Origin of the sequence: Mesorhizobium sp. M1078 (assembly GCF_040318615.1) — a bacterium.
GTDB lineage: Bacteria > Pseudomonadota > Alphaproteobacteria > Rhizobiales > Rhizobiaceae > Mesorhizobium.
In genome coordinates this window covers 81,311-103,189 of record NZ_JAMYMP010000016.1, presented here as the reverse complement: position 1 = coordinate 103,189, position 21,879 = coordinate 81,311, and the positions used below count along the sequence as shown (strand labels likewise).

General features: G+C 63.1%; 23 protein-coding genes. 16 read left to right on the top strand and 7 right to left on the bottom strand.

Annotated elements, in window-relative coordinates; all coding sequences use genetic code 11:
* Window position 1: 1 nt before the first annotated feature.
* A complete protein-coding gene (locus NKH38_RS21025; protein WP_023697053.1) occupies window positions 2-631 on the bottom strand; it encodes a TetR family transcriptional regulator C-terminal domain-containing protein in 630 nt (209 codons plus the stop codon).
* A 255-nt stretch (window positions 632-886) separates the two neighbouring features.
* On the opposite strand from NKH38_RS21025, the gene aptA reads away from it, so the two are divergent.
* The 6 genes from aptA to NKH38_RS20995 all read left to right on the top strand — a co-directional run bounded on the left by aptA (window position 887) and on the right by NKH38_RS20995 (window position 6,316).
* On the top strand, window positions 887-2,215 hold the full coding sequence (gene aptA, locus NKH38_RS21020; RefSeq protein WP_023705584.1) for an omega-aminotransferase AptA: 1,329 nt from the start codon (window positions 887-889) through the stop codon (window positions 2,213-2,215).
* Window positions 2,216-2,327: 112 nt separating this feature from the next.
* Window positions 2,328-2,774, top strand: a complete 447-nt coding sequence (locus NKH38_RS21015; protein WP_352761936.1) for an endonuclease domain-containing protein — start codon at window positions 2,328-2,330, stop codon at window positions 2,772-2,774.
* Window positions 2,775-2,777: 3 nt separating this feature from the next.
* Entirely contained in the window at window positions 2,778-4,028 is a 1,251-nt protein-coding gene (locus tag NKH38_RS21010; RefSeq protein ID WP_023690832.1) for a Zn-dependent hydrolase, read from the top strand.
* Window positions 4,029-4,090: 62 nt separating this feature from the next.
* Window positions 4,091-5,542, top strand: coding sequence for a dihydropyrimidinase (gene hydA, locus NKH38_RS21005; RefSeq protein ID WP_023712057.1), 1,452 nt, complete (start codon window positions 4,091-4,093; stop codon window positions 5,540-5,542).
* Complete coding sequence (locus NKH38_RS21000; protein WP_023668216.1) at window positions 5,539-5,916, top strand: hypothetical protein; 378 nt, start codon at window positions 5,539-5,541, stop codon at window positions 5,914-5,916. The genes hydA and NKH38_RS21000 overlap by 4 nt, the downstream gene beginning before the upstream one ends.
* Window positions 5,917-5,932: 16 nt before the next feature.
* Window positions 5,933-6,316, top strand: coding sequence for a hypothetical protein (locus NKH38_RS20995; protein ID WP_027050643.1), 384 nt, complete (start codon window positions 5,933-5,935; stop codon window positions 6,314-6,316).
* A gap of 17 nt (window positions 6,317-6,333) precedes the next feature.
* Here NKH38_RS20995 and NKH38_RS20990 read toward each other — a convergent pair whose 3' ends face one another.
* Window positions 6,334-6,738, bottom strand: coding sequence for a cupin domain-containing protein (locus NKH38_RS20990; RefSeq protein ID WP_031193071.1), 405 nt, complete (start codon window positions 6,736-6,738; stop codon window positions 6,334-6,336).
* Window positions 6,739-6,848: 110 nt separating this feature from the next.
* Here NKH38_RS20990 and NKH38_RS20985 point away from each other — a divergent pair, with 110 nt between their 5' ends.
* The 5 genes from NKH38_RS20985 to NKH38_RS20965 are packed head-to-tail and all read left to right on the top strand — an operon-like array spanning window position 6,849 to window position 11,206.
* Window positions 6,849-7,640 carry an ABC transporter ATP-binding protein gene (locus NKH38_RS20985; RefSeq protein ID WP_023687997.1) on the top strand — a complete coding sequence of 264 codons (792 nt, stop codon included), beginning with the start codon at window positions 6,849-6,851 and terminating at the stop codon, window positions 7,638-7,640.
* Complete coding sequence (locus tag NKH38_RS20980; RefSeq protein WP_084561178.1) at window positions 7,606-8,166, top strand: endonuclease domain-containing protein; 561 nt, start codon at window positions 7,606-7,608, stop codon at window positions 8,164-8,166. The genes NKH38_RS20985 and NKH38_RS20980 overlap by 35 nt, the downstream gene beginning before the upstream one ends.
* Window positions 8,167-9,045 (top strand): ABC transporter permease, encoded by an 879-nt coding sequence (locus NKH38_RS20975; protein WP_352904480.1) that lies wholly within the window; start codon window positions 8,167-8,169, stop codon window positions 9,043-9,045.
* On the top strand, window positions 9,042-10,196 hold the full coding sequence (locus NKH38_RS20970) for an ABC transporter permease (RefSeq protein ID WP_023753550.1): 1,155 nt from the start codon (window positions 9,042-9,044) through the stop codon (window positions 10,194-10,196). Before NKH38_RS20975 ends, NKH38_RS20970 begins: the two co-directional genes overlap by 4 nt.
* A gap of 38 nt (window positions 10,197-10,234) precedes the next feature.
* Complete coding sequence (locus NKH38_RS20965; RefSeq protein WP_023682178.1) at window positions 10,235-11,206, top strand: ABC transporter substrate-binding protein; 972 nt, start codon at window positions 10,235-10,237, stop codon at window positions 11,204-11,206.
* Window positions 11,207-11,254: 48 nt separating this feature from the next.
* Here NKH38_RS20965 and NKH38_RS20960 read toward each other — a convergent pair whose 3' ends face one another.
* Window positions 11,255-11,713 (bottom strand): Lrp/AsnC family transcriptional regulator, encoded by a 459-nt coding sequence (locus NKH38_RS20960; protein WP_023682177.1) that lies wholly within the window; start codon window positions 11,711-11,713, stop codon window positions 11,255-11,257.
* Window positions 11,714-11,836: 123 nt separating this feature from the next.
* Between NKH38_RS20960 and NKH38_RS20955 the strand changes: the two genes are divergently transcribed.
* Window positions 11,837-13,120 carry a cystathionine gamma-synthase family protein gene (locus NKH38_RS20955; protein WP_023668225.1) on the top strand — a complete coding sequence of 428 codons (1,284 nt, stop codon included), beginning with the start codon at window positions 11,837-11,839 and terminating at the stop codon, window positions 13,118-13,120.
* A gap of 246 nt (window positions 13,121-13,366) precedes the next feature.
* Here the strand turns inward: NKH38_RS20955 and NKH38_RS20950 are convergent, their stop codons facing one another.
* The 3 genes from NKH38_RS20950 to NKH38_RS20940 all read right to left on the bottom strand — a co-directional run bounded on the left by NKH38_RS20950 (window position 13,367) and on the right by NKH38_RS20940 (window position 17,203).
* On the bottom strand, window positions 13,367-15,016 hold the full coding sequence (locus tag NKH38_RS20950; protein ID WP_352761934.1) for a thiamine pyrophosphate-binding protein: 1,650 nt from the start codon (window positions 15,014-15,016) through the stop codon (window positions 13,367-13,369).
* Window positions 15,013-16,188, bottom strand: a complete 1,176-nt coding sequence (locus NKH38_RS20945) for a CaiB/BaiF CoA transferase family protein (protein ID WP_023668227.1) — start codon at window positions 16,186-16,188, stop codon at window positions 15,013-15,015. Before NKH38_RS20945 ends, NKH38_RS20950 begins: the two co-directional genes overlap by 4 nt.
* Before the next feature lie 82 nt (window positions 16,189-16,270).
* Window positions 16,271-17,203 (bottom strand): alpha/beta fold hydrolase, encoded by a 933-nt coding sequence (locus tag NKH38_RS20940; protein ID WP_352761933.1) that lies wholly within the window; start codon window positions 17,201-17,203, stop codon window positions 16,271-16,273.
* 120 nt (window positions 17,204-17,323) lie between these two features.
* On the opposite strand from NKH38_RS20940, the gene NKH38_RS20935 reads away from it, so the two are divergent.
* The 4 genes from NKH38_RS20935 to NKH38_RS20920 all read left to right on the top strand — a co-directional run bounded on the left by NKH38_RS20935 (window position 17,324) and on the right by NKH38_RS20920 (window position 20,451).
* Complete coding sequence (locus NKH38_RS20935) at window positions 17,324-18,214, top strand: alpha/beta fold hydrolase (protein WP_352761932.1); 891 nt, start codon at window positions 17,324-17,326, stop codon at window positions 18,212-18,214.
* Between the two features lie 23 nt (window positions 18,215-18,237).
* Window positions 18,238-18,660, top strand: a complete 423-nt coding sequence (locus NKH38_RS20930) for a MarR family winged helix-turn-helix transcriptional regulator (RefSeq protein ID WP_352761931.1) — start codon at window positions 18,238-18,240, stop codon at window positions 18,658-18,660.
* Window positions 18,661-18,758: 98 nt separating this feature from the next.
* Window positions 18,759-19,766, top strand: coding sequence for a ribonuclease T2 family protein (locus NKH38_RS20925; RefSeq protein WP_352761930.1), 1,008 nt, complete (start codon window positions 18,759-18,761; stop codon window positions 19,764-19,766).
* Between the two features lie 70 nt (window positions 19,767-19,836).
* Window positions 19,837-20,451 carry a hypothetical protein gene (locus tag NKH38_RS20920; protein WP_156933926.1) on the top strand — a complete coding sequence of 205 codons (615 nt, stop codon included), beginning with the start codon at window positions 19,837-19,839 and terminating at the stop codon, window positions 20,449-20,451.
* 5 nt (window positions 20,452-20,456) lie between these two features.
* On the opposite strand, the gene NKH38_RS20915 is transcribed toward NKH38_RS20920, so the two are convergent.
* Window positions 20,457-21,743 carry a GGDEF domain-containing protein gene (locus tag NKH38_RS20915; protein WP_023821786.1) on the bottom strand — a complete coding sequence of 429 codons (1,287 nt, stop codon included), beginning with the start codon at window positions 21,741-21,743 and terminating at the stop codon, window positions 20,457-20,459.
* Window positions 21,744-21,879: the final 136 nt, after the last annotated feature.

Here is a 21,879-nt window from a genome sequence, read left to right as displayed (position 1 = left end):
GTCAGCCCTTCGGCTTCAGCCCATCAATGAACAACTGCTCCAGAAACCGCGCCGCATCCTCGAAGCGGCCGTCGCCGCCGCGATCGGCGCCGAGAACGGCACGGACCTGGACATCGAAATCGGCATAGTGCTGCGTCGTCGCCCAGATCGAAAAGATCAGGTGCCAGGGATCGGTGCGGGCGATTTTTCCCGCGCGCATCCAGCCCTTGATGACGTTGGCCTTCTCGTCGACCAGCGTTTTCAGCTCACCCGCCAGCAGCGGCATGATGCGCGGCGCGCCTTGCAGGATCTCGTTGGCGAACAGCCGGCTTTCCCTGGGAAAATCACGCGCCATTTCGAGCTTGCGCCGGATGTAGCTCCTGAGCTCGGTCAGGGGGTCGCCGATGTCGTCGAGTTCACGTAGCGGCGCCAGCCACGTCGCCAGCAGCCGCTCCATCAGCGTTTCGTGGATGTCTTCCTTGCGGCGGAAATAGTAGAGCAGGTTCGGCTTCGACATCCCGGCGGCCTCGGCGATCTGGTCGATGGTCGAACCGCGAAAGCCGTTGGCGGAGAAGACTTCGAGGGCTGCCTCCAGGATCAGTTCGCGCTTTTCCTGCTGGATGCGGGTGCGGCGAGGGGCTGAGCCTTCCATGGCGCCGCTCACCCCTGCAAGCCTTGGCCGCAGGGTTCATCTGGACCAATTCTCTGGACCAGTTTTTCTCTTACCCGTGGAGCGCACTTCGCAGGCCGCATTTCCGCTAGTAATCCCTTGACCGCCGACAGGGCGGTGCTAACGTTTGTCCAATCGGTCAAAAATTTGCGTAGCATGAAAACGCAGCAAAGACCAAGCTTTGGAAAGACCAAGCGTTAGCCGCACAGAAACAGGTTACAAGGGGAAGTCTTGGTCATGTCCAACCGGCTGAAAGTCACGCCGAACGATCTCAGCGCATTCTGGATGCCGTTCACCGCGAACCGGCAGTTCAAACAGGCGCCACGCATGTTCGTGTCCGCCAAGGACATGCACTACACCACCAGCGACGGCCGCAAGGTGCTCGACGGCACCGCCGGCCTGTGGTGCGTCAATGCTGGCCATTGCCGTCCCAAGATCACGGAAGCGATCCAGCATCAGGCGGCCGAACTCGACTATGCGCCGGCCTTCCAGATGGGACACCCGATCGTGTTCGAACTGGCAAACCGCCTGGTCGATCTCGCGCCCAAGGGCATGGACCATGTCTTCTTCACCAATTCCGGTTCGGAATCGGTCGAAACGGCGCTGAAGATGGCGATCGCCTATCACCGTGTGAAGGGCGAGGGCGCGCGCACCCGCCTGATCGGCCGCGAACGCGGCTATCACGGCGTCAATTTCGGCGGCATCTCGGTCGGCGGCATCGTCACCAACCGCAAGATGTTCGGCACGCTGCTCGGCGGCGTCGACCACATGCCGCACACGCATCTGCCGGAAAAGAACGCCTTCTCCAAGGGCGTGCCGGAATATGGCGCGGAACTCGCCAACGAGCTGGAGCGCATCGTTGCCCTGCATGACGCCTCGACCATCGCCGCCGTCATCGTCGAACCGGTCGCCGGCTCCACCGGCGTCATCCTGCCGCCGAAGGGCTATCTGCAGAAACTGCGCGAGATCTGCACCAAGCACGGCATTTTGCTGATCTTCGACGAGGTCATCACCGGTTTCGGCCGTCTCGGCGCGCCGTTCGCAGCGGATTATTTCGGCGTCACGCCCGACATCATGACCACCGCCAAGGGCGTCTCCAACGGCGTCATCCCGATGGGCGCGGTGTTCGTGAAGAAGGAAATCCACGACGCCTTCATGACCGGCCCCGAGCACATGATCGAGTTCTTCCACGGCTACACCTATTCGGGCAATCCGATTGCGTGCGCCGCGGCACTCGGCACGCTCGACACCTACAAGGAAGAGGGCCTGCTGACCCGCGGCGAGGAACTGGCGCCCTACTGGGAAGATGCGCTGCATTCGCTGAAGGACGAGCCGCATGTCATCGACATCAGGAATATCGGCCTGATCGGCGCGATCGAACTGGCGCCGATCGCCGGCAGCCCGACCAAGCGGGCCTTCTCGGCCTTCGTCAAGGCGTTCGAGCGCGGCGCGCTGATCCGCACCACCGGCGACATCATCGCGCTGTCGCCGCCACTGATCATCACCAAGGGCCAGATCAACGAATTGATCGACCATGTCAGAGAAGTGCTGAGGGCGATCGATTGACAAACCGGGCGCGGATAGCCCTCCCCCTCGAGGGGAGGGTGGCCGCGAAGCGGTCGGGTGGGGTCGGTGCGACCGGACGCCGACCTGCTCTTTTGTTCCGAGGCCGCTCCTGATGCCCCGTACCCGCGTGAGCTTCGAAATGCGCCAAAAGGCGCGAGCGCTTCGAATTCACGCGACCAAGGGAGAATCGCTGCTGTGGTATGAACTGCGGGACCTGAAATCAGCCGGCATCAAGTTTCGCCGTCAGTGCCCGATTGGCCCGTACATCGTGGATTTTGCCTGCTTGACGGTGAAGCTGATCGTGGAGGTCGATGGCGACATGCACGAACACGACAGGGGTAGGCGGCACGATGCCGTTCGCGATGCTTATCTGCGATCGCTCGGATTTGAAGTCTTCCGTGTTGACGAGCCCGATGTCATAAACAGCGCTTGGCACGTCGCGCAGGTGGTCAAAGAGAAGGTCGCGCGCGTCGCGGGCGACCCCACCCGACCGCTTCGCGGCCACCCTCCCCTCGAGGGGGAGGGGGACGCCGCCGCCCCGCAACCGATGAGGTTTTAGAGCATGGCCGCCCCGGGCGAGAATCTGCGAATCAATTCAGACCGTTTGTGGGATTCCATCATGGAGATGGCGAAGATCGGCCCCGGTATTGCCGGCGGCAACAATCGCCAGACCGTGACCGACGAGGACGGCGAGGGACGGCATCTGTTCAAGCGCTGGTGCGAGGCGGCCGGGCTCGAAATGGGGCTCGACGAAATGGGCACCATGTTTGCCCGCCGGGAAGGCGCTGATCCCAGCCTGCCGCCGGTTTATGTCGGCAGCCATCTCGACACGCAGCCGACCGGCGGCAAATATGACGGCGTGCTCGGCGTGCTCGGCGGGCTGGAGATTATTCGCTCGCTTAACGATCTCGGCATCCAGACCAGGCATCCGATCGTCGTTACCAACTGGACCAATGAGGAAGGCTCGCGCTTTGCCCCGGCTATGATGGCGTCCGGCGTGTTCGCCGGTGTGCTCGATCAGGCGGACGTGTATCAGCACACTGATAAACAGGGCAGGAAATTTGGCGAGGAGCTGGAGCGCATCGGCTGGAAAGGCACCGAGAAAGTCGGTGATCGCAAGATCCACGCCTTCTTCGAACTGCATATTGAGCAGGGGCCGATCCTCGAGGACGAAGGCATCGACATTGGCGTCGTCACCCACGGCCAAGGCCTGAAATGGCTGCAGGTAACGCTGACCGGCAAGGAGGCGCATACCGGCTCGACCCCGATGCCCAAGCGCCGTAATGCCGGGCTCGGCATGGCTCGGGTCATCGAACTGGTGCACGAGATCGCCATGGACTACCAGCCCGACGCCGTCGGCGCGGTCGGCCACATGGAGGTGTTTCCGAACTCGCGCAACATCATCGCCGGGCGCACCGTCTTCACTATCGACATCCGCTCGCCCGAGAAGGAAGTGCTGGACGCGATGGATGGGCGCATACGCGAAGGCATCGACACAATCTGTGAGGCGCTCGACATCCAGTACAAGGTCGAGCAGGTCGGCGCTTTCGATCCGGTCACCTTCGATGCCGGCTGCGTCAAGGCGATCCGCGACGCCGCCGATCGGCTCGGCTATTCCCACCGCAACATCGTCTCCGGCGCCGGCCACGACGCCTGCTGGATCAACCGCGTTGCGCCGACCGCCATGGTGATGTGCCCCTGCGTTGACGGGTTGTCACACAACGAGGCTGAGGAAATCACCAAGGAATGGGCCGGCGCCGGCGCCGACGTGCTGTTCCATGCGGTGGTAGAGACAGCGGGGATCGTGGCGTGAACTAAGATCTGTATTCAAAACGACGCTCACAAGAAGCGCGAAGAGAACAAGGGAACACGACAATGACCAAAGTCATCCGAAACGGCACCATCGTCACCGCCGACCGCACCTGGAAGGCCGATGTGCTGATGCAGCACGGCAAGATCGTCGCCATTGGCTCGAACCTGCATGGCGACCATGAGTTCGACGCCAGCGGCTGTTACGTCATGCCCGGCGGCATCGATCCGCACACCCATCTCGAAATGCCGTTCATGGGCACCTATTCGGCCGACGATTTCGAGTCCGGGACGCGTGCGGCCCTTTCCGGTGGCACCACGATGGTGGTCGATTTCTGCCTGCCGGCGCCGCAGCAATCGCTGCTGGAAGCGTTGCAGATGTGGGACAACAAGACCTCGAAGGCTGCCTGCGACTACTCCTTCCACATGGCGATCACCTGGTGGGGCAAGCAGGTGTTCGACGAGATGGCCACCGTCGTCGACAGAGGCATTACCTCGTTCAAGCATTTCATGGCCTACAAGGGCGCGCTGATGGTGGACGACGACGAGATGTACGCGTCGTTCCAGCGCTGCGCCGATCTCGGCGCGCTGCCGCTCGTTCATGCCGAGAATGGCGACGTGGTTGCGGCGCTGTCGCAAAAGCTGCTCGCTGCCGGCAATAATGGTCCCGAGGGACACGCCTATTCGCGGCCGCCGGAAGTGGAAGGCGAGGCGACCAACCGCGCCATCATGATCGCCGACATGGCCGGCGTGCCGCTCTATGTCGTGCATGTGTCCTGCGAGCAGAGCCACGAAGCGATCCGCCGCGCCCGCCAGAAGGGCATGCGGGTTTTCGGCGAGCCGCTGATCCAGCATTTGACGCTGGACGAGAGCGAGTATTTCGACAAGGATTGGGATCATGCGGCGCGCCGCGTCATGAGCCCGCCCTTCCGCAACAAGCTGCACCAGGATTCGCTGTGGGCCGGCCTGCAGGCGGGATCGCTGCAGGTGGTGGCGACCGACCACTGCGCCTTCACCACCAAGCAGAAGCGCAACGGCCTCGGCGATTTCACCAAGATCCCGAACGGCACCGGCGGGCTCGAAGACCGCTTGCCCGTGCTGTGGACGACGGGCGTCAACACCGGGCGGCTGACGATGAACGAGTTCGTCGCGGTGACTTCGACCAACATCGCCAAGATCCTCAACATGTATCCTAGGAAGGGCGCCATCGTCGAAGGCGCGGACGCCGACATCGTGGTGTGGGACCCCAGCGCCAAGAAGACCATCACCTCGAAGAAGCAGCAATCGGTGATCGACTACAACGTCTTCGAAGGTTTTGAGGTGACCGGCCTGCCGCGCTTCGTCTTTTCGCGCGGCGAATTGTCGGTCGAGGAAGCGGAGGTCAAGGCCAAGCCCGGCCATGGCGAATTCGTCGCCCGCGAGCCGAACGCGGCGGTCAACCGGGCTCTGTCGACCTGGAAGGACATTACCGCGCCGCGCAAGGTGGAACGCACCGGCATTCCGGCGACAGGCGTTTGACGTTGCGGAGCCCGGGGGCGCTCATTTCACTGGTCGTGGCGATGGTGGTCGCTGGTCCGGCAACAGGGGCCGAGAGGCTGGCCGGCTCCTGGGGCAACGATGCCGGCTGTGTCTTTGCAAAGGCCGGTTTTCAGGGCCGGGACGATTATATCGTGCTGACCGCCGAAGGCATCGAGACCTATGGCAGCGGCTGCCGGTTCGCGCAGCAATTGACGTGGGCGCCGGGCACGCAATCGCTTGATGCGACCTGTTCCGCCGAAGGCGAGGCGGGGACGACGGCTGAAACCGTTGTGGTCACCAACAAGGGCGAGGGTGGGTTCTTCGTGACCATTCCCGGTCTTGAAGAAATGGGGCCGTTGCAACCGTGTTCGTGACGTTGGAGCTGGGGGAATGAGCGCGCGCGGTTTGGGGCCGTCTGTTGCGATGATAGTCGTTCTGGCTGCGGGTCAGGCCCTTGCGGCAGGCATCGACCTGACGAAACCCTATGGGGACAAATATGGCTGCATCAACCGCAACGGCCAGGAAGTCGCCGCCGATCGGATGCTGCTTTTGACCGACGAGGCATTGGTCACCGCCGCCAGCGCCTGCACCTTCACGGAGAAGCAAGCTCAGGCTGATGGGTCGCTGGTGGTGACGGCAACATGCGAGGCGGAAGGCGAAGAGGGACAGGAGCCGACCAAATTCACCATCAAGCGCAGCGCCAAGAACGCCAAGAAGCTGACGGTCGCCGACGACGACGGCAATGTCATGGGCGAAGTGGCGCGGTGCAAATGACGGCAGTCCCGTCAGCGTCAGGCCACCAGCGCATCCAGTTCCGGCAACAGGACGACGCTTTCCTGTTCATTGGGATCGGTGCGGGCGATGACGGCCGAGGACGGGGCGTTGCTCAGATTGGCCGGCAGATGCGGTACGCCGGCCGGGATGTAGAAGAGGTCGCCGGCCTTGACGACGATGTGGTTCTCGAGCCTGTCGCCATACCATGTGTGGACCTCGCCCGAGAGCACATAGATCGCCGTCTCATGGCTTTCATGCAGATGCGCCTTGGCGCGGGCGCCAGGCGGCAGGGTGAGCAGATGCATGCAGATGCCGGACGAGCCGACCGTCTCGGCTGCAATGCCGGCAAAATAGGTCAATCCCTGCTTGCCTTCATAAGTGCTTTCAGGACGGATAAGGTGACAAGTGGGTTTGGGCGACATCGGCAAGGCTCCGGGCGTCGATTGGGTGGGATTGGACGAGTGGAAAGCAACATCAACGCGAATGCAACGGCATTTCATCCTGGGCGGCTGCGAGAGGCAGGCAGCAAGCGATGACGGGACAATCGCCAGCCGTCGTCTCGGCAAGCAGACTTGGCCTTACCTTTCAGACCAATGACGGTCCGGTAGAGGCGCTCTCCAATGTCGACCTGACCATCGGCAAGGGCGAGTTCGTCTCCTTCATCGGCCCATCGGGCTGCGGCAAGACCACCTTGCTGCGCGTCATCGCCGATCTGGAAAAACCGACATCGGGCACGATCTCGGTCAACGGCATGACGCCGGAACAGGCGCGCGAGAAACGCGCTTATGGCTACGTCTTCCAGGCGGCAGCCCTTTTCCCGTGGCGCACGATCGAGCGTAACGTGGCGCTGCCGCTGGAGATCATCGGCCTTTCGAGAGCGGAGCAGGCCGAGCGCATCAAGCGCACGATGGAGCTCGTCAACCTCTCCGGCTTCGAGAAGAAATACCCCTGGCAGCTTTCCGGCGGCATGCAGCAGCGCGCTTCGATCGCCCGCGCGCTCGCCTTCGACGCCGACCTGTTGCTGATGGACGAGCCCTTCGGCGCGCTGGACGAGATCGTGCGCGATCATCTCAATGAACAGCTTCTGGAATTGTGGGCGCGCACCAACAAGACGATCTGCTTCGTCACCCATTCCATCCCCGAGGCGGTGTATCTGTCGACGCGCATCGTCGTCATGTCGCCGCGCCCAGGTCGGGTTACCGACATCATCGAATCGACGCTGCCAAAGGAGCGGCCACTGGACATCCGCGAGACACCGGAGTTTTTGGCGATCGCGGCCCGCGTGCGCGATGGGTTGCGGGCAGGGCACAGCTATGATGATTGAGGGGGCGAACGACCGGCTGGCTCCTCTCCCCAACGGGGAGAGGGTGGCCGGAGCGAAGCGGAGGTCGGGTGAGGGGGCGGCGCCGACGGATCCGACCAAGAGAAATGTCGGGGCAACCGCTCGCGCCCGAAAGCTGCGGTTTGACGAGACCGAAGCTGAATACCGGCTTTGGGGGGAATTGAGAGGACGTCATCTCAACGGCTACAAATTTGTGCGGCAAGTGCCGCTCGGACCTTTCATCGCGGACTTCGTCTGCCGCGAGCAGGGGCTGATTGTCGAACTTGATGGCAGCCAACACGCGGATTCACTGACCGATCCCGCCAGGACAGCCTGGCTGAACGGACAAGGTTATTCGGTTCTGCGCTTCTGGAATCACGAAGTTTTGGCTGAGCGCCGAGCGGTCCTGGATACGATCTTGGCTTGTCTCGGCGGAAAGATTTCTACCCCCTCACCCGACCTCCGCTTCGCTCCGGCCACCCTCTCCCCGTTGGGGAGAGGAGGGCGCCCCGCTGGCGAGGCGCGATAGATGGACACCTTCCGCGAAAAATTCATCCCCGTGACCTCCATCCTCCTGGGCGTGGTGGTGCTCTGGTATGTCTTCGCCGTCATCCTAAACGCGCCCTTCCAGCGCGACCTCGACCGGCGCGCCGGGGAAACCCACGACACCGTCGAATTCAGCGGCAAGCCGCTGTCGCAGCCCAAGCCGACGCTGCCGGCGCCGCATCAGGTGGCGGTGAACTTCTTCGAGAACACGTTCCTGCGGCCCATCACATCGAGCCGCAGCCTTGTCTACAATGCCTGGGTGACCCTGTCGTCGACGTTGCTCGGCTTTGCCTTCGGCACGGCGCTCGGCATCGTCATCGCGGTCGGCATCGTGCATGTGGCGACGCTCGACCGCAGCCTGATGCCGTGGATCATCGCCTCGCAGACGATCCCCATTTTGGCGGTGGCGCCGATGATCATCGTCGTGCTGGGGGCGATCGGCATCAGCGGTCTGATCCCAAAGGCAATGATCTCGACCTACCTGTCGTTCTTCCCGGTGACGGTGGGCATGGTGAAGGGCCTGCGCTCGCCCGAACTCATGCATCTCAACCTGATGCACACCTACAATGCCAGTGTCTCGCAGACCTTCTGGAAGCTGCGGGTGCCGGCCTCAATGCCGTTCCTGTTCACGTCGATGAAGGTGGCGGTGGCGGCGAGCCTCGTCGGCGCCATCGTCGGCGAACTGCCGACCGGTGCTGTCGCCGGCATCGGCGCCAAGCTTTTGGCAGGCGCCTATTACAGCCAGTCCATCGACATCTGGTCCGCCCTTGTGGCGGGCTCGGTGGTGGCGGCCCTTCTGGTCATGGTGGTCGGCATAGCCGGGCGCCTCGTTGACCGCGCGATGGGCGGGAGGCCGGCATGAACTGGCTGAAGCCCTCCTGGCAAGCGGTGCTGGCCATTACGCTGTGTCTTGTAGCCCTGTCGCTCGGCGCGATGTCGAAGCCGGAAGCGGCCACCCTTGCAGACCCGACGGCAAGTTTCGACTACCCCTATTTCGGTATAAAGACCCCGATGATCGGCCTGGCCGTGCTGGCGGGGCTGATCTCGATGCTCAGGATTTCGGCGGTGGCTGAGGCTGCGGTGCTGTTTATCGGCGCTCACCTTGTCGCCTGGATGCTGATCTCGGGCATTACAGGGTTCGAAGGCATGGCATTGGCGCCGTATTTCCTGCTGCTCGCCGCTGCCTGGCTGCTGGCATGGCGCTGCGTCGCCGTGCTGTCGGGGCTTCGCCCGATGGCAAAAGGGGCGCGGATGGCGCTGCGCCTCATCATACCGGCGATCTTCGGCGCCTGGATCCTGATCATATGGGAAGCGATGACGCGTGGCGCCGGCATTCCCTTCATCCTTTTGCCGCCGCCGAGCGCCATCGGTGTGCGCATCGCCAGTTCCCTGCCGGTGCTCGGCGCCGATATCAGGCAGACCATCTTCAAGGCGGTGATCTTCGGTTATGTCATCGGCAGCGGCGCCGGCTTCCTGGTGGCGATTGCGGCCGACCGCGTGCCGTTCCTGCGCCGCGGTCTGCTGCCGATCGGCAATATGGTCTCGGCGCTGCCGATCATCGGTGTGGCGCCAATCATGGTGATGTGGTTCGGCTTCGACTGGCCGTCCAAGGCCGCGGTCGTCATCATCATGACCTTCTTCCCAATGCTGGTGAACACGGTTGCCGGTCTTGCCGCCTCCGGCCATATGGAGCGCGACCTGATGCGCACCTATGCGTCGGGCTACTGGCCAACACTCTTGAAGCTCCGGCTGCCGGCGGCAGCGCCCTTCATCTTCAACGCGCTGAAGATCAACTCGACGCTGGCGCTGATCGGCGCCATCGTCGCCGAGTTCTTCGGCACGCCTGTGGTCGGCATGGGCTTTCGCATCTCGACCGAGGTCGGGCGGATGAACATCGATATGGTCTGGGCCGAAATCGCAGTTGCAGCACTGGCGGGTTCGGTCTTTTATGGCGTGGTCGCTCTCGTCGAGAGAGCCGTCACGTTTTGGCATCCCTCTGTCCGTGGTGGATAGGGCGGTGGGTTCGCGTGTTAACTTCAGAGGGTAAAAACATGAAAAGACTGATCATTCCGATGCTGGCCGGCGCGATGTCGCTGGCCGCGTTCCAGGCAATGGCCGCCGACAAGGTGACCTTGCAGCTGAAATGGGTCACGCAGGCGCAGTTTGCCGGCTACTATGTCGCCAAGGCCAAGGGTTTTTATGAAGCAGAAGGCCTCGACGTCGACATCAAGCCGGGCGGTCCCGATATCGCACCCGAGCAGGTGATCGCCGGCGGTGGCGCCGACGTCATCGTCGACTGGATGGGCGGGGCGCTCGCCGCGCGCGAAAAGGGCGTGCCGCTGGTCAACATCGCCCAGCCGTTCAAGAAGGCCGGTATGGAGCTGGTCTGCCCGAAGGACGGCCCGATCAAGACCGAAGCCGATTTCAAGGGTCACACGCTGGGCGTCTGGTTCTTCGGTAACGAATATCCATTCTACGCCTGGATGAACAAGCTCGGCCTGAAGACCGAAGGCGGCCCGGACGGCGTCACGGTTTTGAAGCAGAGCTTCGACGTGCAGCCGCTGATCCAGAAGCAGGCGGATTGCATTTCGGTCATGACCTACAACGAGTACTGGCAGCTGATCGATGCCGGCTACAAGCCGGATCAACTGACCGTGTTCAACTACTCGGCGATGGGCAACGACCTGCTTGAGGACGGGCTCTATGCCTCGGAAGACAAGCTCAAGGATCCGGCTTTCGAAGACAAGATGGTGCGTTTCGTGCGCGCCTCGATGAAGGGCTGGAAATATGCCATCGACAACAATGACGAGGCCGCGGGCATTGTCATGGACGGCGGTGGCCAGGACGAAAACCACCAGAAGCGGATGATGAGCGAAGTCGCCAAGCTGATCGACAATGCCGACGGCAAGCTCGACCCGGCGACCTACGAGCGCACCGCCAAGGCGCTGCTCGACCAGAAGATCATCACCAAGGCGCCGACCGGCGCCTACACCACAGCCATCACCGACAAGGCGATCAAATAAGCCTTGCCAGGCAATTTCGACCTCGAGAGCGGCGCCTTTGACCAAATGTCAGAGGCGCCGTTCCTTTATGGTGTTCATGACGAAGCTGGTCTCGATCGACGCGACGCATTTCAGCCGCGCGATCTTTTCCTTGATGAAGCGCTCGTACTGTTCGAGGCTGCCGGTCACCACTTTCAACACATAATCGCGTGACCCGGTGACGAGGTGGCATTCCAGTACCTCTTCCCAACCGCGGATGGCGTCTTCGAACATGACGATCTCGTCCTCGTTCTGGCGGCTGAGCCGGACGGTGGCGATGGCGACCATGTTCCAGCCGAAGGCGGCCGGGTCGACCAGCGTGGTATAGCCCCGGATAATGCCGGCCTCCTCCAGCCGGCGTACCCTCCTCAAACATGGCGACGGCGACAGGCCGATGCGCTCCGCAAGCTCATTGTTGGTGATGCGGGCGTCGGCCTGCAGCTCGCGCAGGATCTTGCGGTCGAAATCGTCGGCTATCTTCTGTTGCACTTTTGCTCTCGCTCGGCAATTTGTTGCCGGGATGCAGCCATGCGAGGCCGAAAATAGCAAGGACTGGTGGACCGGGATCGCATAAATTGCTGGACGAGACTCCTCCAGAACGCAGGAAAAGCCATGACCGCGCCGCGCCCGTCGAAAACCCACATCGGCAACCACAAGCTCCATCCGGAAACGTTGATGTTGAGCTATGGCTTCGATCCGCAACTGTCGGAAGGCGCCGTCAAGCCGCCGGTGTTCCTGACCTCGACCTTCGTGTTCAAATCGGCGGAGGAGGGACGCGACTTCTTCGACTACACATCCGGCCGCAAGGAGCCGCCGAGCGGCACGGCGTCCGGCCTGGTCTATTCGCGCTTCAATCATCCCAACTCGGAGATCGTCGAGGACCGGCTGGCGGTCTATGAGGGAACGGACGCCTGCATCCTGTTCTCGTCGGGCATGTCGGCGATCGCCACGACGCTGCTCGCCTATGCCCGGCCGGGCGATGTCATCCTGCATTCGCAGCCGCTTTACGGCGGCACCGAGACGCTTTTGACGCGCACGCTGTCCGGCTTCGGCATCGGCGCTGTCGGCTTCGCCGACGGCGTCGACGACAAGGCGGTGCGGGCCGCTGCTGATGCAGCGGTGGCGAAGGGGCGTGTCTCGGTCATTCTCATCGAAACGCCGTCGAATCCGACCAACAGCCTGGTGGACATCGCACTGATCCGGAAGTTTGCCGACGAGATCGGCGCAAGCCAAGGATCAACGCCGATCATCGTCTGCGACAACACGCTGCTCGGCCCGGTGTTCCAGCGACCGATCGAACATGGCGCGGATGTCTCCGTCTATTCGCTGACCAAATATGTCGGCGGCCATTCCGACCTGATCGCCGGTGCGGCGATGGGCAGCAAGGCGGTGACCAAGCCGATCAAGGCGCTGCGCGGCGCCATCGGCACGCAACTCGACCCGCATTCCTGCTGGATGCTCGGCCGCTCGCTGGAGACGCTGTCCATCCGCATGGAGCGCGCCAACGACAATGCGCGGCTCGTGGCCGAATTCCTGCGCGATCACGCCAAGGTCGAGAAGGTGCATTACCTGCCGTTCCTGGGCGAGGATACGGCAGCGGGACGGGCCTACAAGGCGCAATGCAGCGGCGCCGGGTCGACATTTTCTTTCGATATCAAAGGCGGAGAGAAGGCGGCCTTCGCATTTCTCAACGGGCTGCAAATATTCAAGCTGGCGGTGAGCCTCGGCGGCACGGAGTCACTCGCCAGCCACCCGGCGGCGATGACGCACTCCGGCATTCCCTTCGACGTGCGCCAGCGCATCGGCGTGCTGGAGACCACGGTCAGGCTGTCGATCGGCGTCGAGCATCCGGACGATCTTATTGCCGACCTGACGCAGGCGCTGGCAGCGGTCTGATAGCTCGCTTGTAGATATCAGGAAAGGGGCGATCGTCTTGGCAGCGTCGGCGGGACAGCACCCCCCTCTGTCCTGCCGGACATCTCCCCCTCAAGGGGGGAGATCAGCAGCTCTGACTATAGCGCCCTGTCTGCAACGCTGCAGATTGGCGAAGGGCGACATGACATCCAATCTCCCCCCTTGAGGGGGAGATGTCCGGCAGGACAGAGGGGGGTGTGACGGAACTCGGCTTTCGCTGCCAACTTCTCAGCTCTTGTCGCGGATCTGCGTCATCGTCCGCGTCGGCGTGATCGCCTCGGGGTCGAGCCTGATTTCGACGATCGCCGGCTTGCCGCTGGCGCGGGCACGCTCGAAGGCAGGGGCAAAATCTGCCGTGTTCTCGACCGTCTCGCCGTGGCCGCCATAGGCGCGGGCAAGAGCGGCAAAGTCAGGGTTCTTCAGATCGGTGGCGACGACACGGCCGGGATAGTCGCGCTCCTGGTGCATGCGGATGGTGCCGTAGATGCCGTTGTTCACGACGATAACGATGATCGGCAGGTCGTATTGCACGGCGGTAGCGAATTCCTGTCCGTTCATCAGGAAGCAGCCGTCGCCGGCAAAGGCGATCACGGTGCGGTCGGGATGGAGCGCCTTGGCGGCGACCGCAGCCGGGGTGCCGTAACCCATCGAACCGGAGGTCGGCGCGCCTTGGGTGGCGAAGCGGCGGAAGCGGTGGAAGCGGTGCACCCAGGTGGCGTAATTGCCGGCGCCGTTGGTGAAAATGGCGTCATCGGGCAAAATCTTTTCCAGATAGTTCATGATCGGCCCCATCTGGACCGGGCCGGGGCCGGTCTCAGGCGGCGTCGACCAGTCGAGGTAGGCAGCGTGTGCTTTCGCTGTCTCATCCGCCCAGGCTGGCGTGGAGGTTGGCTTGCGCTTGGCAAAAGCCTCGACGAAGGCCGAAGGCGAAGCGTTGATCGCCAGGGTCGGCCGGTAGACGCGGCCGAGTTCGCCGGCATCGGCATGGACATGGACCAGCGTCTGGTCGGGGTAAGGGCTCTTCAGCAACGTATAGTCGGAGGACGGCATCTCGCCCATGCGGCCGCCGATCAGCAGCACCAGGTCGGCCTGCTTGATGGCGGTGGCCAGCTTCGGGTTGATGCCGATGCCGACATCGCCGGCATAGTTCGGGTGCAGATGGTCGAACAGCATCTGGCGGCGGAAGGAGCAGCCGACCGGCAGCGACCAGGCCTCGGCAATGGTGCGCATACGTGCCACCGCTTCCTCGTCCCAGCGTGTGCCGCCGAGGATGACGAAGGGACGCTTGGCTTTGGCCAGAAGCTTTTCCAAAGCATCGAGTTCGGCTTCGCCGGGCCGGGTTTCGACCGGCGTGTGCGGCAAGGCCGCGGGCGCGTCGACAAGACTGGTCAGCATGTCCTCCGGCAGCGAGACGACGACGGGGCCGGGGCGGCCCGATGTCGCGACAGCAAAGGCGCGGGTGACGAGTTCGGGGATGCGCGCGGCGTCGTCGATCTCCACCACCCATTTGGCGATGTCGCCGAAGAAGCGCTTGTAGTCGACCTCCTGGAAAGCCTCGCGCTCCTTGGCGTGGCTGGCGACCTGGCCGATGAACAGGATGACGGGTATCGAATCCTGCATGGCAATGTGAATGCCGGCCGACGCATTGGTGGCGCCGGGGCCGCGGGTGACGAAGCAGATGCCGGGCTGGCCGGTCAGCCGCCCCTGGCAGTCGGCCATCATGGCGGCGCCGCCTTCCTGTCGGCAGACAATGGTGCGGATGGGCGAGTCATGCAATGCGTCGAGCACCGCGAGATAGGATTCGCCGGGCACGCAGAAGATGCGGTCGGTGCCGTTCGCGTCGAGTGCGTCGACAATCAGTTGTCCACCGGTCTTCATCGTCCAGACTTCTCCAGTTCGGCAAGAATTTCTTCGGTATGTTCGCCAAGGCGTGGCGAAGGGCGTTCATAGACCAGCGGTGTGCCGGACATCACCATCGGCGCGCGCACCGAGGGCAGACGATTGCCATGGCCATCGTCGAGGTCGAGGCGCATGCCGCGTGCGATCGTCTGCGGGTCGGCAAACATCTGGCCGATATTGTTGATCGGGCTCGCCGGCACGCTTGCCGCTTCGAGCTTGGCCAGCAACGGGTCTCGGTCCCAGTTCTTCAGCGTCTCGATCATGTGCTCGCGCAATTTCACCCGGTTGGCGACGCGGGCCGGATTGGTGGCGAAATCGGGATTCGCTGAGAGATGGTCGAGTCCGACGGCGGCGCAGAATTTGGCGAACTGGCCGTCATTGCCGACCGCCAGGATGATATGGCCGTCCCTGACCGGGACAACCTCATAGGGCGCAATGTTCATATGCGCATTGCCCATCTGCACCGGCGCCTTGCCGGAGACGAGATAGTTGAGGTTCTGGTTGCCGAGTGCGGAAATCTGCGTGTCGAACAGAGCCATATCGATATGCTGTCCCTGGCCGGTCTTTTCGGCATGGCGAAGCGCTGCCTGGATGGCGATCACCGAATAGAGGCCGGTGAAGATGTCCGATATGGCGACGCCGGCTTTTTGCGGCTCGCGCCCGACCTCGCCGGTGATCGACATCATGCCGGCCATGGCCTGGATGATGAAATCATAGCCGGCGCGGGGTGCGTAAGGCCCATCCTGGCCGAAGCCGGTGATCGAGCAGTAGACGAGCTTTGGATTGATCGCCTTCAGGCTCTCGTAATCGAGCCCGTATTTCTTGAGGCCGCCGAGCTTGAAGTTCTCGATCAGAATGTCGGCCGTGGCAACCAGCCGGCGCACCGTCTCGGCCCCTTCGGGCGTCGAGAAATCGACGGCGATGGAGCGCTTGCCGCGATTGCAGGAGTGGTAATAGGCGGCCGACAGGTTCTCGCCATCATGGCTCATGACGAAGGGAGGACCCCATTTGCGGGTATCGTCGCCGCCATCGGGGCTCTCGACCTTGATGACATCGGCGCCGAGATCGGCCAGCAATTGTCCTGCCCACGGGCCGGCCAGGATGCGGGCGAGTTCGACGACGCGGACGCCTTTCAGCGGAGGTTCAGCCATAAATCACCAAAAACGGGTCGGAACCGCAGCCTCTATCAACCCGGGATGCCGCTGTCACGGGCCTTGCGGTGGGCCAGCGATGTCAGCGTTTGAGCACGCTATCGGCCCAGGCAGCGAAATCGTCCATGACGACATCGCGGTTCACCTCGTTCAGGCTTTCGTGGCGGGTGTCGGCGTAAACCTTTGAAACCAGATTCGAAAAGCCCATCGCGCGCATGCGTTTGGCGAGATGATCGATGCCCTTGCCATAGTCGGAGGCCGGATCCTTCTCTCCGCCGACGATGCTGACGGGCAGGTCGCGCCTGATGCCGGCAAAGCCGGAATCCTTGCCGCCTTTCTGCGTCATCTCCACGACATCGCGCCACATCGAGATCGAGGCATCCCAGCCGCACAGCGGGTCGGCGATGTACTTGGCCACTTCAGCCTCGTCGCGCGACAGCCAGTCGAACGGCGTCTTGTGGTTGGGCACCGCCTTGCCCCAGGTCTGGAAGGTCAGCCTTGGCAAGACGCGTGAGGGAACATCGGAGCCGAGCCTGAAGCGCTCATAAGCGAGGATGGCGAGTGCAAGCCGGCCAAGCAGGCCTTGTGAGAAATTGCCGTTCCAGATCGCCGCGGCGTGGACGCGCGGCGAGTGCGCCAGCAGGTAGTTGAGCGCCACCGACGCACCCATCGAATGGCCGAACAGGATGACCGGCAGGCCGGGCTGCTCCTTCGCAATCAAATCGTGGACTGCGTCGACATCGGAGATCACCTTGGCCGGGCCGCTTGTGCCGGCGAACCTGCCGAGCGGGGCATCGGGCGCCTTGGTCGCGCCATGGCCGCGATGGTCGTGGACGTAGACGTGAAAACCGCGGGTGCTGAGGTAATCCGCGAAGCGGGCATAGCGCGCGGCGTGTTCGGCCAAGCCATGGTTACTCTGGACGACGGCCCGTGGAGAGCCGCTCGCGTGCTTCACATAGAGGTTGAGCGTGGCCCCGGTCGGTGAGGCCAGCGTCGTCTGCTCGTCAAATGCCATCTCTCGCTCCCGTCGGCGACTGTTGGGCGACGGCGTGACCGGCGTCAAGGGGAGGGCTATTGACAGTATGCTGTCAATTTGATTATATGACAGCATACTGTCAAAATGGGGAGCATGAGCATGAAAACCTTTTCGACCGTTTCGCGCCGCGCGTTTCTGCTGGCGAGCCTGTCATCCGCAATGCTCCTGCCCGGCATTGCATCCAGCAAAACCAGGGAGATGACCATGAAGACCTCAACCATTGCCGGCCCGCAGGGCCAGCTTGCCGGCTACGACATCAAATCCGGCGGCGGCCTGCCGATCCTGTTCGCGCATGGCGATTGCAGCCGCGCCACACAGTGGAACCGGGTGATGCAGCTCACCGCAGGTGGCCGTGAGGCGGTCGCCTTCGATTTTCGCGGCCATGGCGCATCGGCGCCTGCAACTGATGCCGACTACGGCTATGACGGCCGTGCCGACGATATCGGTGCGGTGGCGGATGCGTTCGGCCTGAAGCGGTTTGTCCTCGTTGCGCATAGCGGCGGCAGTGGGGCCGCGCTCGCCTATGCCGCCGGCCATGCCGACCGTGTTGCCGGCATCCTGCTGGTCGATCCGGCGACCGATCCGCGCGCCCTGCCCAAAGAGATTCGCGACGGGTTCGTGCGCGATCTGGCGGGGCCAAACGGCGGCGGTGTCCTGAGCGCTTATTACACCTCGATCGCCGGCTCCAATGAAGATGTCCGCAAACAGGTCCTCGCCGATGCGGCGGTGGTCGATCCGGCGGCTCGGGCAGGCGTCGGCAAGGCGCTGGCGGAATGGAATCCCGAACCGACGCTCGATGCCTATCACGGGCCGATCTTCGTGCTGGCCACGGAGGCCAATGACAATGCGGCGGCCCTGTTTCGGCTGCGCATCGGAATTGGCCACAGAACCGTCGCCGGTTCCGGCCATTGGGTGATGCTTAACAAGCCGGAGGCGGTGGCTGAAGCCGTCAACACTTTCGTTTCCACCATCGAGGCCGGCCAGAAATGACAAGCAGGACCGAAGCCGGAGATGTGCTCACCGAACTGGTGCTTGCCGTGTTCCGGCTGAATGGCGGGTTTCTCGACGCGGCCGACCGGCTGGCCGAGCCTGCCGGGTTGACGGCGGCGCGCTGGCAGGTTCTGGGCGCGGTGCTGAAGGAGCCGAAATCGGTGGCCGACATTGCCCGCGACATGGGGCTTGCCCGCCAGAGCGTGCAGCGCCTTGCCGACATTCTGGCCGCCGAAGGGCTCGCCGCCTATGCGGACAACCCGGCGCACCGCCGCGCGAAGCTCCTGGCGATGACCGATGCCGGCCGGGCCGCGATCCGGGATATCGGCATGCGCCAGCATGTCTGGGCCAACCGCATCAGCGAGGGCATCGAGGCTCGCGCGCTCGAGACAGCGCTTGATCTGCTGCGTATGTTGACGAAGCGGGTCGAGGAGGGCGGGGTCTGATCGACCGAGCGATTGTTTTTTGCGGCGGACGAAAGAAATCGTAATTCTGACATGTCGTACGTTTTTAGCTTGCGCTATGAAACGCTAGGAGTGCTGGAATGCGGATATCGGCGATATGGGGTGCGGTGTTGGTGGCGCTGGCCGGTGTCGGCCTAGCGCGCGCCGATGTGAAGATGAGCGGCTCCTTCATGGCCGATGCGGCTTGCCCGGCGACGCAGGCGATCAAGAGCGGCAAGAACCCCGGCAATATCGCGACAACGGCTGGACAGAGCTACGACCTCCTGGCCGGCAACAAGGATGCGCCGACGCATTACCTCATCCGCGTGCCGGGCGCCGATCCTGAGCGTCGCTGGGTCAAGATCAGCTGCGGTCATGTCGCCGGCGGCAGCGCAGCCGCCCAGCCGGCCGCGCCCGCCGATCAGGGCAAGCCTACGGCTTCGGGAAAGCCCGAATATGTCTTTGCGCTGAGTTGGCAGCCGGCCTTCTGCGAAACCAAGGCAAGCAAGCCCGAATGCCAGGCGCAGACGGCGGGCGGTTTCGACGCGTCGCATTTCACTTTGCATGGTCTGTGGCCGCAACCGAACGGCAATTTCTATTGCCAGGTGCCGGCGAGCGACAAGGCCAATGATAATCCGGCCCATTGGGCCGACCTGCCGCCGGTCAACCTCGATGCCAATACGCGCGCCGAACTCGACCAGGTGATGCCTGGCACCGCCTCCAAGCTCGAACGGCATGAATGGATCAAGCACGGCACCTGCTACGGCAAGAGCCAGCAGGAGTATTTTGCCGAGGCGCTGAACCTGATGCGGGCGGTGAATGCCTCGCCGGTGCGCCAGCTCTTCACCAGGAACGTCGGCAAGCAACTGACTTCGGACCAGATCCGCAGCACCTTCGACAGCGCGTTCGGCGCCGGGGCGGGCGCGCGGGTGCGTGTCTCCTGCCTGGTCGATCCGTCGAGCGGCAGGCGGCTGATCGGCGAGCTGACGCTCGGCCTGACCGGCCCGATCGGTCCGGACAGTTCGCTGGGCACTCTCATGCTCGCCTCGGCGCCGACGACCAAGGCGGGCTGTCCGAAGGGTTCGGTCGATGCGGCCGGGTTCCAGTAGGATATCCGTCTGTCGCTTGGCAGTGACGCGGTGATATGGTCTGGCTGTGATTCATTCGGCGGGGGTGGCGATGAGTGGCATGACATCAGGCGGGCTGGCGCGGCTGGCTTTCTGGGCCAGGGGAATGACAGCCATAAAAGACGGCCGCATGGAATGGCCGGGCTTTTCCTATACCGATGCCGAGTGGGCGCGCATGCGCGTGCTTGCCGCGCCGATCGGGGCAGGCCGCTACCAGCTGTTCACTTGGGTCAATGCCGCGATCTTCATCGCCATTGCCGCGCTCGGCATCGTCTGTGTCTTCCTGCCGCTGGCGACACTTTTGTTTCCGGTGCCGGCCGAGACCAGCGCGCTCAAATTCTCGGCTCTGCTGGCGGCGTGTGCCTTCCTCATAATCGGGCTCGGCTTGCCGATCTCCATGCGCCTGTCGAGCGCGTTGGCCATCTCCCGGGAGATGCGCGCCGGTCTTGTCGGCGAAGCCGGTGACGAAGCGCTGGCAGCAAAAGTGTCTTGGCAGATCAACCGCATCATGCTGGTCATGTGCGGCCTGCTGGTGCCCGGGATTCTGTTGTTCATCGCTTATGACATCGACGCCAGTCCGATCATCACCACGCTGAAATGGCTGGCCATCGCGCTGATAGCCGTTTCAGTTGCGGTCGGCGCGTTGCAGCAGCGCAAGCGGAGCTGACAACCTTATCCGCTGACGCCACGTGTGGACAATGTCCAGGCACTGAGGTCTTCGGCATCGTCATGCGCTTCGCCGACGACGCGGTCACGCCCGGTGGATTTGGCCCTGTAGAGACGCTCGTCGGCAAGGGCGAAGAGATCGGCAAGCGACGCTACGGTCTCGTCGACAGTGGCGATGCCGGCGCTGACGCTGATGTCGAACCGGTTTACGCACGCCTTGACGGCCTGGCGGAGGTTTTCTCCGAGCAACCTGGCGACCGCATGCGGCTGCGAGCAAAGGATGGCGAACTCCTCGCCGCCGATCCTGAAAACCTGATCGTGCGCGCCGGCCGCCTGGGTCAGTACCTGGGCGATCGATCTCAGCACCCTGTCGCCCTCGGCATGGCCGAAGCGATCGTTGATCGACTTGAAATGGTCGACGTCGACGATCAGCAGGCTGAGCGGCTGGGCCGTGCGCAGGCTGACAGCAACCAGACGTTCGCCGTCGCTGTCAAAGCGTCCCCTGTGCAACAGGCCGGTGAGGCCGTCGCGGCCGACATGTTCGACCAGGGCTTCGTAGCGCTCGCGGTAGGTCAAGGTATCGAAGACGTCGGACAATCCGCGCGGTGCGGTAACCCGCCGCGTTTCGAACCATCTGAGGTAGGCGACAAGCATGGCGCTGTAAGCAAAAGCGGCACCCATCTTGGCGAACCAGCCGCCGAAGAAGACGGCGATCGGTGCGCCTGCGACGAAATGCAGGGCGGTGAAAAATCCGGCCTGGTCGAAGGTGAGCACGCAGGCGACGCAAATCAGGATGCGGGAGAACGGCGCCTTGCGCAGATAACGCCCGAGCTTTTCGTAAAGCAGGATGATCAGGATGGCGTCGATGAAGAGCAGCGTCGTGCCCCACACCATCAGCCAGCCCAACTGGTCGATGAAACCGATATCGGGAAGCTTGCCGTCGGAAAGGGCTGAAATATCGTGCAGGCGCAGGATCAGGACCAGCCCGATCATCAAGGCGTTGCCGAGCAAAAGGCCATAGATCGGCTGGCGCACCGTGGCCGCATCTTCCTTCATGTAGAGCAGAAGCAGCATCACCAGCTTGCCGGAAAACAGCACCGCCGAGCCTGGTGAGACCATGCCGAAGGGCAGGGCGACATAGAAGACGCTGGCGAGATAGGTTTCGAGGAAATGCATGGCGCCCAGCGCGCAGACGAAGACGCCGAGGCCGATGCGATCCCTGAAGCGGAACAGCGTGACCATGACGCTGAAGTAGACGACCGCTTCGGCAAGGAGCAGGAAACTGTTCAGCACTACCTTCGGTCCGATCTCTACTTTCGATCGCGACAGGCCAGCGATCGATCCTGTTTTGACGCTGAAGGGTTAACCGGGGATTTCAACGCTCCCTACAACCGGCGGAAAACTTAACGTGCGGTGTACACCCGGCTTG